Source organism: Peribacillus sp. B2I2 (genome assembly GCF_041261685.1).
Classification (GTDB): domain Bacteria; phylum Bacillota; class Bacilli; order Bacillales; family DSM-1321; genus Peribacillus.
In genome coordinates, this window is sequence record NZ_JBGCCB010000002.1 from 77,556 (window position 1) to 93,901 (window position 16,346).

General features: G+C 37.5%; 13 protein-coding genes. 7 read left to right on the plus strand and 6 right to left on the minus strand.

All coding sequences use genetic code 11. From position 1 onward, the window contains the following. Positions 1 to 212: 212 nt before the first annotated feature. The 5 genes from ABIE66_RS28370 (at position 213) to ABIE66_RS28390 (ending at position 5,463) form a co-directional block, all read left to right on the plus strand. Positions 213 to 986, plus strand: coding sequence for a DeoR/GlpR family DNA-binding transcription regulator (locus tag ABIE66_RS28370; protein ID WP_370017184.1), 774 nt, complete (start codon positions 213 to 215; stop codon positions 984 to 986). Continuing rightward, a complete protein-coding gene (locus tag ABIE66_RS28375; protein WP_370017185.1) occupies positions 983 to 2,269 on the plus strand; it encodes a four-carbon acid sugar kinase family protein in 1,287 nt (428 codons plus the stop codon). Before ABIE66_RS28370 ends, ABIE66_RS28375 begins: the two co-directional genes overlap by 4 nt. A 13-nt stretch (positions 2,270 to 2,282) precedes the next feature. Next, the gene (gene pdxA / locus ABIE66_RS28380; RefSeq protein WP_370017186.1) at positions 2,283 to 3,296 is read left to right on the plus strand and encodes a 4-hydroxythreonine-4-phosphate dehydrogenase PdxA; all 1,014 of its coding nucleotides are present in this window, start codon (positions 2,283 to 2,285) and stop codon (positions 3,294 to 3,296) included. A 122-nt stretch (positions 3,297 to 3,418) separates the two neighbouring features. Next, positions 3,419 to 4,765, plus strand: a complete 1,347-nt coding sequence (locus ABIE66_RS28385; RefSeq protein WP_370017187.1) for a gluconate:H+ symporter — start codon at positions 3,419 to 3,421, stop codon at positions 4,763 to 4,765. A gap of 422 nt (positions 4,766 to 5,187) precedes the next feature. Continuing rightward, the gene (locus ABIE66_RS28390; RefSeq protein WP_370017188.1) at positions 5,188 to 5,463 is read left to right on the plus strand and encodes a DUF4397 domain-containing protein; all 276 of its coding nucleotides are present in this window, start codon (positions 5,188 to 5,190) and stop codon (positions 5,461 to 5,463) included. 159 nt (positions 5,464 to 5,622) lie between these two features. Here ABIE66_RS28390 and ABIE66_RS28395 read toward each other — a convergent pair whose 3' ends face one another. The 3 genes from ABIE66_RS28395 to ABIE66_RS28405 all read right to left on the minus strand — a co-directional run bounded on the left by ABIE66_RS28395 (position 5,623) and on the right by ABIE66_RS28405 (position 9,539). Continuing rightward, a complete protein-coding gene (locus ABIE66_RS28395; RefSeq protein ID WP_370017189.1) occupies positions 5,623 to 6,195 on the minus strand; it encodes a recombinase family protein in 573 nt (190 codons plus the stop codon). Between the two features lie 530 nt (positions 6,196 to 6,725). Beyond that, on the minus strand, positions 6,726 to 7,721 hold the full coding sequence (locus tag ABIE66_RS28400) for an endonuclease/exonuclease/phosphatase family protein (protein ID WP_370017190.1): 996 nt from the start codon (positions 7,719 to 7,721) through the stop codon (positions 6,726 to 6,728). Positions 7,722 to 8,054: 333 nt separating this feature from the next. Beyond that, the gene (locus ABIE66_RS28405; protein WP_370017191.1) at positions 8,055 to 9,539 is read right to left on the minus strand and encodes a PTS transporter subunit EIIC; all 1,485 of its coding nucleotides are present in this window, start codon (positions 9,537 to 9,539) and stop codon (positions 8,055 to 8,057) included. A 110-nt stretch (positions 9,540 to 9,649) separates the two neighbouring features. On the opposite strand from ABIE66_RS28405, the gene ABIE66_RS28410 reads away from it, so the two are divergent. Continuing rightward, on the plus strand, positions 9,650 to 11,377 hold the full coding sequence (locus ABIE66_RS28410) for an amylo-alpha-1,6-glucosidase (protein ID WP_370017192.1): 1,728 nt from the start codon (positions 9,650 to 9,652) through the stop codon (positions 11,375 to 11,377). A 39-nt stretch (positions 11,378 to 11,416) separates the two neighbouring features. Here the strand turns inward: ABIE66_RS28410 and ABIE66_RS28415 are convergent, their stop codons facing one another. Beyond that, the gene (locus ABIE66_RS28415; protein ID WP_144553238.1) at positions 11,417 to 12,136 is read right to left on the minus strand and encodes a UTRA domain-containing protein; all 720 of its coding nucleotides are present in this window, start codon (positions 12,134 to 12,136) and stop codon (positions 11,417 to 11,419) included. 693 nt (positions 12,137 to 12,829) lie between these two features. On the opposite strand from ABIE66_RS28415, the gene ABIE66_RS28420 reads away from it, so the two are divergent. Then, on the plus strand, positions 12,830 to 14,062 hold the full coding sequence (locus ABIE66_RS28420; RefSeq protein ID WP_370017193.1) for an IS110 family RNA-guided transposase: 1,233 nt from the start codon (positions 12,830 to 12,832) through the stop codon (positions 14,060 to 14,062). 168 nt (positions 14,063 to 14,230) lie between these two features. Here the strand turns inward: ABIE66_RS28420 and ABIE66_RS28425 are convergent, their stop codons facing one another. Both ABIE66_RS28425 and ABIE66_RS28430 read right to left on the minus strand, forming a co-directional pair. Beyond that, a complete protein-coding gene (locus tag ABIE66_RS28425) occupies positions 14,231 to 14,593 on the minus strand; it encodes a cupin (RefSeq protein ID WP_370017194.1) in 363 nt (120 codons plus the stop codon). 377 nt (positions 14,594 to 14,970) lie between these two features. Then, positions 14,971 to 16,266 (minus strand): IS110 family RNA-guided transposase, encoded by a 1,296-nt coding sequence (locus tag ABIE66_RS28430; RefSeq protein ID WP_370017195.1) that lies wholly within the window; start codon positions 16,264 to 16,266, stop codon positions 14,971 to 14,973. Between the last annotated feature and the right edge of the window lie 80 nt (positions 16,267 to 16,346).

Sequence of the window (16,346 nt, forward strand, 5' to 3'; positions counted from 1 at the left end):
TTGATGGTAAAAATTCAACTTGATTAAGCACCAAAACGTTCGTTGACATGCACAGTATAGAATCATTTAATTCATGTTTTCTTTATTTTAAAACAACATTTAATATTCAATATAAACCTAAAATGTTAATTCTGAACAATAATTAGATGAAATTCTTGACATTATTGTTTTAAACAAACATAATATGTTTATAACTAACAAGGGTGGTTTAAATGTTACCAAATGACCGAAGAAAATTTATTTTAGAGCAATTAAGTATGAACGAAAAAATGGATATTGAACAGTTAGTTGATCATTTAAATGTCTCAGCTATGACCATTCGCAGAGATTTAAATTATTTAGAAGCTCAGGAAAAGCTCATCCGGACTCACGGAGGGGCGGTTCTGAATAAGCCATTGGTTATTGAAACATCATTCCAAGTAAAAGAAGGAAAATACAGTTACCAAAAAAGGCAAATTGCTCAGAAAGCGATGAACTTTATTCAAAGCCACTCCACAATTTTATTAGATTCAGGAACGACGACACTTGAAATAGCAAAGTTGCTGAAAGAAAAAAAGGACTTAACAGTTGTCACAAATGATATAAAAATTGCAGCTGAACTCATGGATAGTGAAGTAAAAGTAATTGTAGCAGGTGGGGAACTTCAAAATAATATTGGGGCCTTATTCGGTCCATTAACGGAACAAGTTTTGAGAAATTTGCATGTTGATTTATTTTTCTTAGGAGCACATGCTGTCCATCTAGAAGCAGGAATTACAGCACCTACATTTGAAAAAGCCTCCATAAAAAAATTAATGATAGAATCGGCAGAAACGACATGGTTAGTGGCTGATTCGAGCAAGTTTGGCCAAAAATCTCTCACAAAGGTTTGCCACCTTTCATGTATTGATGGAGTGATTACGGATGATGGCATAACTGATGTCTGTGAGGAGATATTAAAAGAACATTTGCAAGTTGTTACTGTTGAAGGGAGTGAAGCCAAATGAAAATAGGAGTCATTGCAGATGATTTGACAGGTGGAAATGGAACTGGTGTAAGGCTCACTAAATTAGGCTTTGATGTAGCAACAATGGTTCAATATGACAACCTTCCTTCTTCTGATTCTATCAATGCTATTATCGTAGATACAGATAGCAGATATGCAAGAGAAGATATTGCTCAGATGAGAGTGAAAAAAGTTATTGAGAATCTGACAAAATGGGGCGTAAATGTAATTTGCAAACGGATTGATAGTACAGGGAGAGGTAATATTGGAATTGAAATTGATACATTATTGACAGAGCTTGGTGAAAAAGCTATTGCGGTTGTTGTCCCATCTTTCCCTGATTCAGGAAGAATTACGGCAGGAGGCTATTTATTAGTACATGGTGTGCCAGTACAGTTGACAGATGTAGCAAAGGATCCTGTTATTCCAGTTACTCAATCATATGTACCAGAAATTGTTCAAAAGCAAAGCAAATACCCTGTTTCACATATTGATCTTGAAACTGTGCTGGCCGGAAAAGATGAAATTGAAAAAGCAATTAGAGAAAAAATCGAACTGGGAGATCGTATTCTTGTTTTAGATGCCATTACAAATGAAGATATAGATGCTCTTGCTGGTGCAATGGCAAAGATTAAAGAATATCAGATGATTCCGGCAGATCCAGGACCATTAACAGCTGCATATTCTAAAGCGTTCAGCCGCCAGCATATTAAAGATAAAAAAATTATTGTTACAGTCGGCAGTGTTACATCCAATAGCACCATGCAATTGAATTATTTAATGGAAAAAACAAATTCTCGTTCAATCTATGTAGATCCGGAAAAATTGGCTACTTTAGATAGCAGATGGGATGAAGAGGTAGCAAGAGTCATTAATAAGACTTTGGAGGAAATGGATAAACAAGACATTTTAATTATCACAACAGATTCCCCAACCGCTAAAGTACTTAATCTTAATGAATTATCAAAAGAACTAGGGTTTAGCCAGGATTCACTAGCAAAAAGAATAGCTGATGGGTTAGGGAAAATCACTAGAGTAGTTGTTCAAAATAGCAAATATGAGATTGGCGGATGTTTTTCCAGCGGTGGAGATGTAACTGCCTCCTTATGTTCGATAGTGAGGGCAGAAGGAATTAAATTGATAGATGAAATTTTACCTCTTGTGGCGTACGGCCAGTTTATTGGAGGGTATTTTGATGGTATTCCGCTTGTCACTAAAGGTGGCACGGCTGGAGATAAAAAAGCAATATATACAAGTGTTAAATATTTGGAGGCAAAATTTTAAGGAGGAATAATAAATGAATATTGAAAGAGCAATTATTGCAATCCCAATGGGTGACGCAGCAGGTATAGGCCCAGAAATTTCAATGAAATCTTTAGCTAAACAAGAGATTTATGATGTGTGTAAACCGTTAGTCATTGGTGATTCAGCTGTCCTTGAAAAAGCGATTTCCATTGTTGAAGCGAATTTGAAAATTAATGAAGTGAATTCTCCAGCAGAAGGAAAGTATGAGTTTGGTACTGTTGATGTCATGAACTTAAATAATATCGACATGGATAAGCTTGAATACGGTCAAGTATCTGCACAATGCGGCCAAGGAGCTTTTGAATATATTAAAAAATCGGTGGAATTGGCTTTGGCAGGAGAAGTCAAAGCACTTGCTACAACACCAATCAACAAAGAATCTTTAAAAGCAGCGAAAGTTCCTTATATTGGACACACTGAAATGCTTGAAGATTTAGCAGGTTCAGACGACCCATTAACAATGTTTGAAGTAAACGGAATGAGGATCTTCTTCTTAACTCGTCACTTATCTTTAAAAGATGCTATTGGACAAATGACGAAAGAAAGAGTCCGTGATTATCTTATTCGATGTGACAAGGCTCTTCAAAGATTAGGTGTAGAAAATAGAAAATTCGCAGTTGCTGGGTTAAATCCGCATAGTGGTGAAGGCGGTTTATTTGGTTGGGAAGAAGTAGAACAAATTAAACCGGGTATTGAAGCAGCTGTAAAGGATGGTATTAATGCTGTAGGACCAGTTCCAGCTGATTCCGTATTCTTCCAAGCTTTAAATGGAAAATATGATGCTGTTCTATCTTTGTACCATGACCAAGGACATATCGCTGCAAAAATGACGGACTTCCACAGAACAATATCTATTACAAATGGTCTACCGTTCTTAAGAACTTCTGTCGATCACGGTACAGCATTTGATATTGCAGGTAAAAACATTGCAGCAAGCGTAAGCATGGAAGAGTGCATTAAGCTTGCTGCACAATATGCCCCAAACTTTACAAGAAATAATTTATAGAAAATAGAAAACCAATAATACTTGATAAGTTAATAATTGAAATGGAGGATGTTTCTTGTCCTTCATTTCAACTCTAATAAATGAAAGCACTTACAAAAAAAGGGTGATTCGGGGGAACAACAATGCCGTTAATAATTATTGCTATTGGAGTTATATTGTTACTTATTTTAATTATGGGCTTCAAATTAAACACATTTGTTTCATTAATCATTGTTTCATTCATCGTAGCATTAGCATTGGGAATGCCTATGACAGATGTTGTTGGTTCAATTGAAAGCGGTTTAGGCGGAACGCTTGGTCATATTGCTTTAATATTTGGAATGGGCGCAATGCTTGGCAGGTTAATTGCAGATGCAGGTGGAGCTAATCGTATTGCCACAACCCTAATTGACAAATTTGGAGAAAAAAGAATTCAATGGGCTGTTTTATTTGCTTCATTTATTGTAGGTATCGCTTTATTTCTTGAAGTAACAATTGTATTATTAGTGCCAATTATATTTTCAATAGCAAAAGAATTAAAAGTTTCTATTGTACACTTAGGTCTTCCTATGGTTACAGCGGCCTTAGCGACACACGCTTTCTTACCTCCACACCCTGGACCAACAGCAGTCGCATCAGAATATGGTGCAAATATTGGCTTAGTTTTAGTTTACGGAATTATTGTCGCAATACCAACTGTTATTTTAGCAGGTATTTTGTATCCTAAGCTTGCTAAAAAAATTGTGCCGACTGCATGGACTAGAGAAGGCAGTGAGTCTTTTGGTGTACAAAAAACATTCAAATTAGAAGAAACACCAGGTTTTGGTATCAGTGTATTTACAGCATTATTTCCTGTTATTTTAATGGCTTTTGGTGCAGCTGTTGATATGATTCAACCAGCTATGGGTTTTGAAGATAATATGATAATAAAAATTATTGGTTTTATTGGTAACTCTTCAACTGCAATGTTACTTTCTTTATTGCTAGCACTCTACACAATGGGATTGAGAAGAAATGTTCCGATAAAAATTTTGATGAATTCTTGTTCTTCTGCAATTAATTCCTTAGGTATGCTGCTATTAATTATTGGTGGCGGCGGTGCTTTAAAACAAGTACTTATTGATGGCGGCGTTGGTGATTATGTCGCTAAATTATTTGAAGGATCTGCTATGTCACCAGTATTCTTTGCCTGGAGTGTCGCAGCAATATTACGTATTTGCTTAGGCTCAGGAACTGTTGCAACTTTAACGACTGCAGGGTTAGTTCTTCCATTACTCGCTACAATGCCCGACGTTAACTTAGAACTAGTTGCACTTGCAACTGGAGCTGGTAGTGCAATTGCATCACATGTTAATGATGCTGGATTTTGGATGGTTAAAGAGTCTCTGGGAATGACCTTGAAAGAAGCATTTGGAACTTATACCGTACTTTCGACCATTGTTGCTGTATCAGGATTAGTATTTACGCTATTATTAGATCTAATTATTTAAAGGAACAGATTGTTAATATAATAGACGAGATCTACGTCCCAACCAGCCTCAAACATGTTTCTACAAGTAGGGGGGGGACAGTTTAGTTCACGGGATCAAGTCCCACGCACCCGTACGTCCTACCCTGGCTACTGATATAATAGATTCTATTAAAAAAAGGTCAACCAGTAAAATAAACTGGCTAACCTTATAATACGAACGCACCCGTTAATTCATTAAGAAAAAGCGTCCCTACTTTCTTGTTGTAGACAAAAGAACCGTCCACTTTTGGGACGGTTCTAAAATGAAATAGAAATGTAATTTATGTGTCCTCATAAACTATATATATTTACTTGTTTTTGAGATTTGAATTGATAAAGTTGATCTTTTCTTTTCTGATTCCTTTCGTAGATAGAACCTTTGTCCCTACCGGAGAATCGAGTGTGAAATTCATTCACTTATCTCCTGATGCCCCTGCTGTAGATGTAGCAGTTAAAAACGGAGACATCCTATTTAATAACGTTTCATTCTTAGAAGATACTAAAAATATAAATGTGTCTCCAGGAAGGGCTGACTTAGAAGTTCGTATTACCGGCACTGATAATATTGTACTGACTATTCCAAATTTACAATTTAAAGCAGATACAACCCATACAATTTTTGCAGTAGGCTTCGCGAACAACACGCCTCCTCTGGAAGCCTTATTCGCGATCGGATAAGATAAATTTTCTTTTTTAATACAATGTAAAATTAATAAGCCAATGTAAAAGACAGCTCCCTTCCTTTGTTTGAGGGAAGGGGACATTGTAGGTTTATCATTTTTATATACGGTACGACTTTATTTTATAACTACAACAATGCCACAAGAAAAAAGACGATTAGCTATTGCTAGTCACCTCTTTCACCTTAGCATAAATAGTGGAACGTGGGACACCTGTCATTTTGGCTATATCATTAACGCTTAAACCGTTATATTCTCTTTCATCGTACAGCTTTAAAGCCTTCTTAACGTCCTTCTCGTCCTTCCCTTTCCTACCCATATGTTTCCCCTGTGCCTTAGCACGTTCCCTGCCTTCTGCCGTTCTATCTTTAATTAGATCACGTTCAAACTCAGCAATAGCCCCCAGCATAGTAAACATTAGCTTTCCTGATGGTGTACTAAAATCAATCTGTTCTTTGATAAATGCTAAAGCTATTCCCCGTTCTTCTAGTTCCTTAGCAATCTTTTGTAGGTCAAAAGTGGAACGTGCTAATCTATCCAACTTGTAAACAACCAGCTTGTCACCTTCCCTTAAATAGTCCAACGCCTTAGCAAGTTCTTCCCTTTCAGATTTAGCACCACTTTGTTTCTCCATGAATATCTTCTCGCAACCATACTCTTTTAACTTCTCTTCCTGTAAAGTCAAGTCCTGATCTTTAGTTGAAACACGTCCATACCCAATAATAGCCATTATGTATAACCTCATTCCATCTGTCTAAAAGTTAATTAACTTCTGTAGTTATATTCTAGACTAACTTCTAAACATTGAAAAGGATTATTTTGAGTGGAAATTGAGGTGTTTTTTCAAGTCTCCAGAACTTGTAACTTTTAGACACGTTCGTAAATGTACATAACAACCAGCGAACGTCAGTAAACTCAAAACAGACTTTTCCGAACGACTTATACCGTACAATTCAATATAAAAACGAACCGTTCGAGAAAGTCTACTTTTACGAACGGTAGCAACAATGCTATACCGCCTATTTGGAAGTTTTATACGCTAAGAGAATTCCACCTGAAAAGTCGATCTCCTCTACGTTAAGGAATCACTTTTTTACTTCTTCTTATAAAAACTAACGTACCTTTTATTTAATATAAGGTAAGCCAACGATGGGTCTCTGTCCCACACCATTAGCATATTTTCAGAAATCACGTCACACTTTGCCCCCTAAAAAAGACCGTCTCTTTAAGAGTAACGGTCTTTTCATTCTTATTCAATTGTTAACTGCTGATTTCATCACTGCTTTCATCATGGTGATGGTCATGATGATCCTCTAAATTTAACCTTGCTGATACTCCTGCGTGATCGGATGGCCAAAGCCCTGTTTCTGTTCGGTCTTTCTGCGATTCTCCTACTAATTCTGCTTCTATTGGTTTCCAGCCGTTTTTAAATAAAATATAATCTATTCTTTGGTTCAACATAGAAACTGCATTTAATAAATCAGGAGCTTGACAACAGGTAAACTCTGGTCCTTTACCAACTTTACTCCATACATCATGAAAGCCTGCATTAATAAACAAATTATAAGTGGTGCTATTAGGGATGGAGTTTAAATCTCCCGTAATAACCACGGGTAACCGTGTATTTGCAGGTCCCTGAAGAATTTCATTTGCTTGAGCATTCCGTATTGCTTCAACAGTTGGATCCAAATGTGTGTTGATCATCCTGAAAACTTGTCCATCTATCTTAACATCTACAGAGGACCATCCTCGAAGTACTGTTACAGGTTGTCCTCCTACGGGTACAATTAGATTTGTTTGGAAATTAGCTTCTTGGCGTCTAATTACCTTCAAATTTTTTTCTTTTCGAATCAATATTACATCCCTATCCAAAAATCGAACTAAATTTCCATTGCTATCAGGAAGTTCCACCGATAAATTTCGGTTCTTAGCTGCAACTTCGTAGTTCAACCCCATTTCCTCTAACTCTTTCAATAATAATTCTATAAAGTCGTAGGTAACAATTCCGAAAGTAGGGATAATAAGTTGCCATAGCTCAGCTTCTTGCAAACCGATAAGATCAGGTTTTTCCAAAGCGATAGCTCTAGCAATTGCCTTCGCACGAACAGGAAAATTGGTCGCAAGAAATTGTCGAAACACTTCTGTTACCCGCTGGGGAATTTGTGCTGGCGTTGCGGTTAAAATCGGTGTCAGATCCGCACCTAAATAAAGATTCCATGTTAGGAACGAAACATCAAGTTTGCTTCTTGAATTCATTTACACTTCACTCCCATCAATTTCATCTACTAGTAGTAGATGAAATTGATGGAGAATTGAAACGGCAGTTATACTACTGTTTTTGTTATAATCAGAACTTCTTTTTGATACAGCAAAAAAAGATTTGACCTTTGAATGATTATTTTAGTTGAAAAAGAAAAATCAACAGCATTGTTTAACAGAGTATATTTAAAAGAAGTAACAATCAAAAAAAGTTCGTAAAAGTGTATCTTTACGAACTTTTTTTGATTGTTACTTCTTCTAAGATACATTATGTGAACAAAAGATCTCTTTTAGGTTTACTTCATCCAAAAAGTTTTTAATCATTTTCCTTTAAACGTTTTTTGATAGCGTTTTTAATTCTAAAGATTTTTTACCCTTATCCTCTGTTTTTTTTTCAATAGTTTTATCAGCCTTAAATAAATTACTTTTAAAGAACCCAAAAGTTAACGTAACGGTGATGATAAATGTAATGGCCATCCCAATGAAATAGACGCTCCAATGTTCCGGATAAACTGAAAGGAAAGATAGAACTCCTCCCACTCCGACAGAAGTAGCTTTCACACCTTGTGCTGCTAGATACGCACTTCCGAATGCACTTCCTACCATAACGGCAATGAAAGGATACCTGAATCGAAGATTGATCCCGTAAATCGCTGGTTCAGTAACCCCAAGCCATGCGGATAACGTTGCAGTAAGTGACACACCTTTTAATTTTTGATTTTGCTTCAGAATAAAGAACATGGTCAACGCAGCAGCGCCTTGAGCTAGTGTAACCGTTTCCCCTATCGGCCATAAAGTAACATAGCCAAGTGTACCGGCCATTTGCAAATTCACTCCTAAGAAGATGTGGTGCATTCCAGTAATGACAAGAGGACCGGAAATAAATCCATACACACCTCCGGCAAACGCAGGGGATACTTCAAACAGATAAAGAATACCATCCGTAATCCAGTTTGAACCTGTCATCGTAATCGGCCCGATGACTCCGAATGTTAAGAGGCCAGCGAAGACTAATGAAATCGGTGCCACAAATAACATTTGTAAATTATCTGGAATGAAGCTTTTCAAACGTTTCTCAGACCATGTTAAAACCCATGTCGCAAAAATAACAGGAAGAACCTGTCCTTGATAACCGATTTTGGCAATGTCCCATCCAAATAGACTCCAGTATTCCACTTCACTTGGATTTTCTGCATACGCATAAGCAGACATTAATGAAGGATGCACTAATAATAGACCTAACACGATTCCTAATAATGGATTCCCACCAAATTTCTTAGCAGTAGACCACGCGATGAGTACAGGAAGGAATGTAAATGCCGTATTGGCAATGACATTGATAAATTCTGCAAATCCTGTCCAGCCCGTATACACATCCAACAAGGATTTTTTGTCATAGAAAATACCAGAGTTTGCCAGAAGGTTATTTAATCCTAATAAAAGACCTGCAGCAACGATTGCCGGTAGGATCGGAATGAAGATGTCTGCCAAGACCCGGACACCTTTTTGAATGATGTTCCCTTTTTCACTAGTAATCTTCTTCATTTCATCTTTACTTACTTCTTCTGTACCGGTCTGATTTACAAACTCATTGTACACTTTCTCTACAAGCCCTGGACCAATAATGACTTGAAACTGGCCATTCACTGAGAAAGTCCCCTTCACCAGTTCATTTTCCTCTAACGCCTCTTTATTGATCAGGCTTTCATTTACTAATACCAGGCGTAGCCTTGTCACGCAGTGGGATGCATTAATGACGTTTTTTGACCCGCCGATATTATTTATGATGCTGGATACATGATCTTTAAAATCCATTTGATAACCTCCTCTACTTAAGCGTTTACATGAATTTTTAACTTGTTTAAACAAGTTTATTTTAGTACAGTATAAATTGTCAAGAAAAATTGTAAAAAGGAGTGCTCACTTTGGATATACGAATTACACCTATGAGTCATTATGGTTCTTACATGGCTCTCACTTACCAAGAAAGCCAGACCCCAGAGAAAAATGGGCTCTATATTAATTCAGTAAGAGGCAAATCAAAACAGCATCAAAATGCTCTTAAAATCATCCCAACAATAAATGGAACTCCAGTTGAGTACACCTATGAAGCCGATGAATTTAAGATTGTCCTGACATTTAATGGTGGGGAAATCTTTGTATGCTTTGAAGATGCTGAAAGAATCTTTGTACAAGGCCGAGGGAAAAAAGTAGGTCTAACACTTGATTCCCAGCCAATCTTCAATTTCGAATATAACTATCTTTTGGGAAAAACCGGTGAAGACTACTGCATTGTCAATAGCTATAAGAATCTGACCAAATACATGATCTTTGCACCTCAAGGATCAGTCATGCTTCAACAAAACGTATTCATGGATACGACAGGCAGCACAAACAAAGCAGATAACCTGTCGATTATCCAAATCACCTCAACGGATGAGTCAGATAAATTTTTATGTGTCATTGAAGACATTCCTACAAGTGGGGCAATTCCCGTAAAAAGGGAGTATAAATTTGAAGAAGCATTGGATAAGAGCACGAATCATTTTCTAGAATTCTTATCTAAACAGCCTGCTGTTCCCGAAAGGTATCAAAAAACCCTAAGGGAAGCTGCTTATCTGAATTGGACATGTATTGTGAATGAACAAGGGCTGTTGAAGAGAAAAGCCTTGTATATGTCGAATACAAATTTCCCAGGTGTTTGGAGTTGGGATAATGCCTTCAACGCATTAGCACTTGCTGGTGTTGATAATGAGCTTGCATGGGATCAAATTCAGTTATTATTCGATTATCAGGACGTAAACGGACAAATTCCAGGTTCCATCAGCGATTCGACCATCCGTTGGAATTTCTCCAAGCCTCCCGTACAAGGGTTATTCGTGTTGAAAATGATGGAAAAAATGACATTGACTACTGAACAATTAAAGAGAATATATACTCAAATCAAGAGACATGTAGAATTTTATCTTCAGTACAAAGATTTCAATGGCGACGGGATTTGCGAGTACCATCACGGGAATGATTCCGGACAGGATAACAGCACGGTGTTCAGAGATGCAAACATCATCGACTCACCAGACTTAACAGCATTCTTGATTAAGTCAATGGATATGCTGGCTGTTGTGGCAGAAAAACTTGATAAAGTAGAAGATAAGAAATATTGGGAAGAACAATCCACAAAATACATGCAGAAATTTTGCGACTATTTCCTTATTGAGGACCTTCCATTTGCTCGCTTTACAAGAGACGGTAAAGTAATTGATTGCCAAGGAATCCTGCCTTTAATGTCAATTATCTTGGGAAACAAACTTCCTGAAGCTGCTAAAAAGAACATCCTCAATCTTCTAAAGAGCGAAAGGTATTTAACAAAGTGGGGAATTGCGTCGGAAGCCATCGACAGTCCTTATTATGAGGAGGACGCTTACTGGAGAGGACCAATCTGGGCTCCTACCACTCTCTTGTTTATAGAAGCATTTGAAGAATGCGGCGAACAACAATTAGCAAATGAAGTAACCGAGAAGTTCCTAGAGCTTTGTAAATATGGAGGGTTTGCGGAAAACTTTCATGCTGAAACGGGGGAAGGATTGCGAGACCTTGCCCATACGTGGACGTCCAGCGTGTTTATCCATTTAGCATCAAAACTGGAAAATTAATTAAAAAAGTGTATGAGAACTTCATCTCATACACTTTTCTTATTTTCGCTGTGTTTGATCGAAGAACACAAAGTTACCCGGAGTATGCCTTGATTGAGTATGTTCAAACATCACTCCATCCGCATTAAAAACATGACTGGTCACAACGACAACACTATTAAACCCATCTAATTTTAAATATTTCTCATCCATCTCAGTAGTTCTTTCTACCACCATTTTCCGCTTTGCAGTGACCGCCCGTTGGTTCAGCTCTCTATCTAAGTATTCATAAATGGAATCCTCTGCTACCTCAATCGTTAATCCTTTAGCAATATCTTTCCTAAAATAATTATAATCCATAATTACGGGATTGCCTTCTAAATAACGGACACGCTTCAGGTGATACACTTCAACACCGATTGGAAACCTGGTATGCTCATGAATGCCTTCATCTACAACCAATTCCTCAAAGACGGTGACGTCTGTCCGATGTTTCTTATTGTTTCGAATAGCAAACTCCTTAAACGTTTCCGTCTCACCAAACATATATTCATTTCCCTTAAAATCTTGATAAATCACGCGGGCACCTTTCCCATGCTTGGTTTGTACATACCCTTCGTTTACAAGATTTCCGATTGCTCTTCGTAATGTGTTTCTTGAGCAGTCATACTCTATGATTAATGTATTCTCTGAAGGAAGGAGTTGTTGATACTGATAATCATTCTGTTCAATTTTCTTTTTTAAATCTTCATATATTTCTACGTACTTTGTTCTTGGCATGACAGCCTCCTATGCCCTATCTGTATGTAGTAAGTTTGGAGTACACATAATATCTCCCCACTTTCCTTTTTTAAGTATATCATTAAAACTTTATACATTACTTTTCTTAAGTTAATGATGCCTGTTTATTCAATAAACCTTATTCAATTAATTGGCCCTGATCTACAGTTTCAGCTCAAAAAAGTTGAAAGCTCCATTGGGATGGGAGCATATCAACTTTCTTGGCGAGTATCGTTTTGACCCAAAAGGAGTTACTACCTTAGAGTCATTACGACCGTTAAACCAATGATAGCTATCAGCCGGTTACACTTTATCGTGGTGAAAACCGGCTATTTTTGTATCCGAATTCCCTTAACGTAGTAAATCCGCGTTTTGCTGGTGGTACCCCTTCAATACCTGCCCCGTTAGTTCCATAAGAAACTCCCATGGCGGCGCTCCTCGCCGCCACCATCTACTACGAAAATCTACACTCAAAAATAGAGTCTAACCCATTAACCCCTTGACGATAATGGATGATAACAATACAACCAGGCTGAACCTTTTTTGGTGGATCTTAAGGAGATACCCTGTATAAGAAACTGGTTGTGACAGTATGGAAGAACCATTTAGTGTACTGCTAGTACGTATACAAAAATTTTTGTAACAAATCTCCTGTCATATGTATTGTTAATCTTTTTTTGAGGTGATTCTCCTATGGAAGCAATGATTGAACGGTGTGCTGGCCTAGATGTACACCAAGAAACAGTAGTAGCCTGTGTATTATTTGGTCCATTAGATAAAAAGCCAAAAATCTCTATTGAAACGTTTTCGACTACAACAACAGGACTCTTGGCTTTAAGTGATTGGTTAACTACCCTTCAGGTATCCGATGTTTTGATGGAAAGTACCGGAGTCTACTGGAAACCAATATGGAATATACTCGAAGGATCTTTTCACCTTGTTCTGGCCAATGCCAGGCATGTCAAAAATGTTCCAGGGCGTAAAACTGATGTAAAAGATGCCGAATGGCTTGCCAAGCTTCTAAGATGCGGACTTATTGAAAGCAATTTTGTCCCACCAGAGGATATTCGTGATTTACGAGATCTTACTCGTTATCGAAAAAAATTGATTCATCATCGCACATCAGAGCAGAATCGCATTCACAAAATTCTTCAAGATGCTAATATCAAGCTAACATCCGTTCTATCAGACATTTTTGGTGTATCGGGACGCCGTATCCTTGAAGCCATTCTAAACGGTGAAAAAATAGAGACCGATGGTCTTCGAAAAATGGTGGATTGGCGAACAAAAGCAAGTATTACTGACATTGCCCATGCAATTAATGGTCGTATTCGCCGTCATCATCGTGATATGTTGCGTTACCATTGGGAGCATATGGGTTATTTAGAAAAAGCCATAGAAGAATTGGAAAAACAAATTGATCAACTCCTGTCCCCATATCATAAGGAAGTAGAATTATTGGATGGTATACCTGGTGTGAACAAAGCTGCTGCAGCCACTTTTATTGCAGAGATGGGCATTGATATGTCCGTATTTAAGTCGGCTAAACATCTTGCCTCTTGGGCTGGTGTAAGTCCCGGAAATTACGAAAGTGCTGGTAAAAAAAAAACGAGTAAAACCACACAAGGTAACAAAGCTTTGAAAACGATGGCCGTAGAGTGTGTATTAGCGACTTCAAGGCAAAATAATCGAATTGCTTCACATCGAAAAAGAATTACCAAACGACAGGGAAAAATGAAGGGACGAATCGCTTCTGCCCATTTACTAGTAACGATTGCTTACAACATCTTAAAAACAGGAGAACCTTATCATGAACTAGGCTCAAATTACCTTGAAGAAAAACAAAACAACAAAGAATTAAAAATGATCGAATACCTAAAAAAGAAAGGCTATACAATCGCTCCATCTGAACAACAAACTGCATAACCAGTTAAAATAACGCAATAGTACATTTACCCCCATCAAAAAAATAATGAGAATATGGAGGGTTTATTTTAGCATGGCTTTTTTACTAATGTATTTTCATACAAAAAAGCTGCCTTAAAGACAGCTCCGATCTTCAGCTAACGCACCCGTTAGTTGAACAAGATTTTTTTATTTGTGTTCTTTAATTGGCATAAAATTAAAAGGGGTTAATTCTTCAGATTCAATTACAATTGCAGTTAGTCCAGTGGCAGTTGCTGTTTCGTGTCCTTCACCTTTTTCCCAAAAGACCACATCGTTAGCTTTTATATTTACTTTTAATTCATCATCACCACGAACCCATCCTTCCCCATCTACAACAATGAGTAATTGTGGGATAACAGCTTGATGGAAACCTACAATTCCGTTAGCTTCTAAATGCATACAACCAATTTGTGTAGGTTTTTCTGTTTTTACAATTCGAGACATAATGAAATTTGAATTAAAATGAGAAACGTTTTTCCCTACTTCTTTGTCAAATCTAAAAAATCCCAAAAAGATTCCCCCTCTTTTTACATTCACTTTTTAAATACTACGTACTTAATCAATAGTCCTGTTTAAAATTTATTCTTTCACTAACCTCCCTCAATAAACTAAACACAATCTCACGATTGCTCTAGAATTCTTAGGATTTCATAGTCATATCATTAACCCACTTTAGGATATCCACATGTCTCATGGAGGTCAACCCTTCCATGTCTCACAGAGTCGATGCTCCTACATTCCTTCGTTCAACCTTTCCATGAGGTGGATGTCGGTCATGCTGCCCCACAGGATCTAAGTCCTCACGTTAGTTGCTTTGCCGACTAATCCGTGCTTCACTTTTAAATGAGTGTTAATTAAATGACCGTGTACCCTTAAAATTCAATGAACTATGCGACTGTTTGATGGACTACAAATGTTGCCATATGAGGGATATCCTTTAACATCTTGTCTTCTTGAAACGTAAATTGTTTTTTACCGATTGAAAACAGAATTCGAATAAGCTTGTTACACAAGGCTATCAGAGATTGCATTTTCTTTAAGGGATTGTGAGAACGTGTTGTGTAATATATATGAAGAGCTTTAAAAGCCTTGTTCTTTGCCACCAGTATCATGGCTGCCCGGAATAAGAGAGCCCTTAATTTCTTTCGTCCCCGTTTGGTAATCTTGGTCTGACCTTTGTGCTTTCCGGATGTGTTTTCTTTTAAACTTAAACCTGCTAATTTTACGATTTGGCGAGGATGTTGATAGTCTCTGAGGTCGCCGACCTCTGCGAAAAACCCTGCTACTGTATCTCGACCGATTCCTGACACCTCTAACATCTGTGTGACACCTGGGATATGGTCTAATAACTGATCTAATTGATGATCTAATTCTTCGAATTTCATTTGAATAAAATCATACTTCTCTAGTAAAGCTCTCAACTCTAATTTCGCCATAGCTGCCCCTTGACGAATACCAATCGAACGATTGGCTGCTTCTTTGAGTGCTCGTATCTTCTTTAAGCCTATACTGCGTTTTACCACTTGTCTTAAGGAAAGTAAGAGCTCCTCTTCCGTATAATTTACAAGTTCATGTGGCAAGGCTTCTAGCTTTAGAAAATGAATAGCTGCCTTGCCTTCCCAACTTTTGAACACTGTCAAAAATTCGGGAAAGTAACGATCAAGCCAGTTATGAACTTGTCCCTGAACGACCTGTAAGTCAACGTTGAGAAGATCGCGAAGTTTTTTGGCCACTCGGAGTTCTGCATAAATTCCTTGGGGAATTGTCGGTTCGGCGTATCTTCCGTCTTTGACTAATTGTGCGATGACTTTTGCATCTTTCACGTCATTCTTTGTAGGTGAATTATCGTCTAATTCTTTACTTCGTTTAACATGTAGTGGATTGACAGATACAAACTTAATATTATTCTCTTTTAGAAAATGAGCTAGATTTAACCAGTAGTGACCGGTTGGCTCCATGCCTATAATCACTTGATTTAACTTACACTCTTTAACAAGTTGGGTAATCCAATCTAGAAACGAATGAAATCCTGCATTCGTATTTTCAAAGAAACACGTTTTACCCAGTTCCAATCCTCTAAAATCCTGTGCTCTCGCGACATGATTGTGCTTGGCTATATCTACTCCGACAATTAAGGTTTCAGAAGTAATTTGAGTGATTTTATGATTTTGGTTATAACTCATTGTGAGACCTCCAAATAGATGTTTTGTCCTTTTTTAGCTGGCCAGCTTAGGACACATTCATCTTATCAAGAGGTCTTTTT

Excerpts from the sequence above, each read along its gene's own strand:
- ABIE66_RS28370 (WP_370017184.1), top strand. The coding sequence starts at position 213 with ATGTTACCAAATGACCGAAGAAAATTTATTTTAGAGCAATTAAGTATG.
- ABIE66_RS28375 (WP_370017185.1), top strand. The coding sequence starts at position 983 with ATGAAAATAGGAGTCATTGCAGATGATTTGACAGGTGGAAATGGAACT.
- pdxA (WP_370017186.1), top strand. The coding sequence starts at position 2,283 with ATGAATATTGAAAGAGCAATTATTGCAATCCCAATGGGTGACGCAGCA.
- ABIE66_RS28385 (WP_370017187.1), top strand. The coding sequence starts at position 3,419 with ATGCCGTTAATAATTATTGCTATTGGAGTTATATTGTTACTTATTTTA.
- ABIE66_RS28395 (WP_370017189.1), bottom strand. The coding sequence starts at position 6,195 with ATGGCTATTATTGGGTATGGACGTGTTTCAACTAAAGATCAGGACTTG.
- ABIE66_RS28400 (WP_370017190.1), bottom strand. The coding sequence starts at position 7,721 with ATGAATTCAAGAAGCAAACTTGATGTTTCGTTCCTAACATGGAATCTT.
- ABIE66_RS28405 (WP_370017191.1), bottom strand. The coding sequence starts at position 9,539 with ATGGATTTTAAAGATCATGTATCCAGCATCATAAATAATATCGGCGGG.
- ABIE66_RS28415 (WP_144553238.1), bottom strand. The coding sequence starts at position 12,136 with ATGCCAAGAACAAAGTACGTAGAAATATATGAAGATTTAAAAAAGAAA.
- ABIE66_RS28420 (WP_370017193.1), top strand. The coding sequence starts at position 12,830 with ATGGAAGCAATGATTGAACGGTGTGCTGGCCTAGATGTACACCAAGAA.
- ABIE66_RS28430 (WP_370017195.1), bottom strand. The coding sequence starts at position 16,266 with ATGAGTTATAACCAAAATCATAAAATCACTCAAATTACTTCTGAAACC.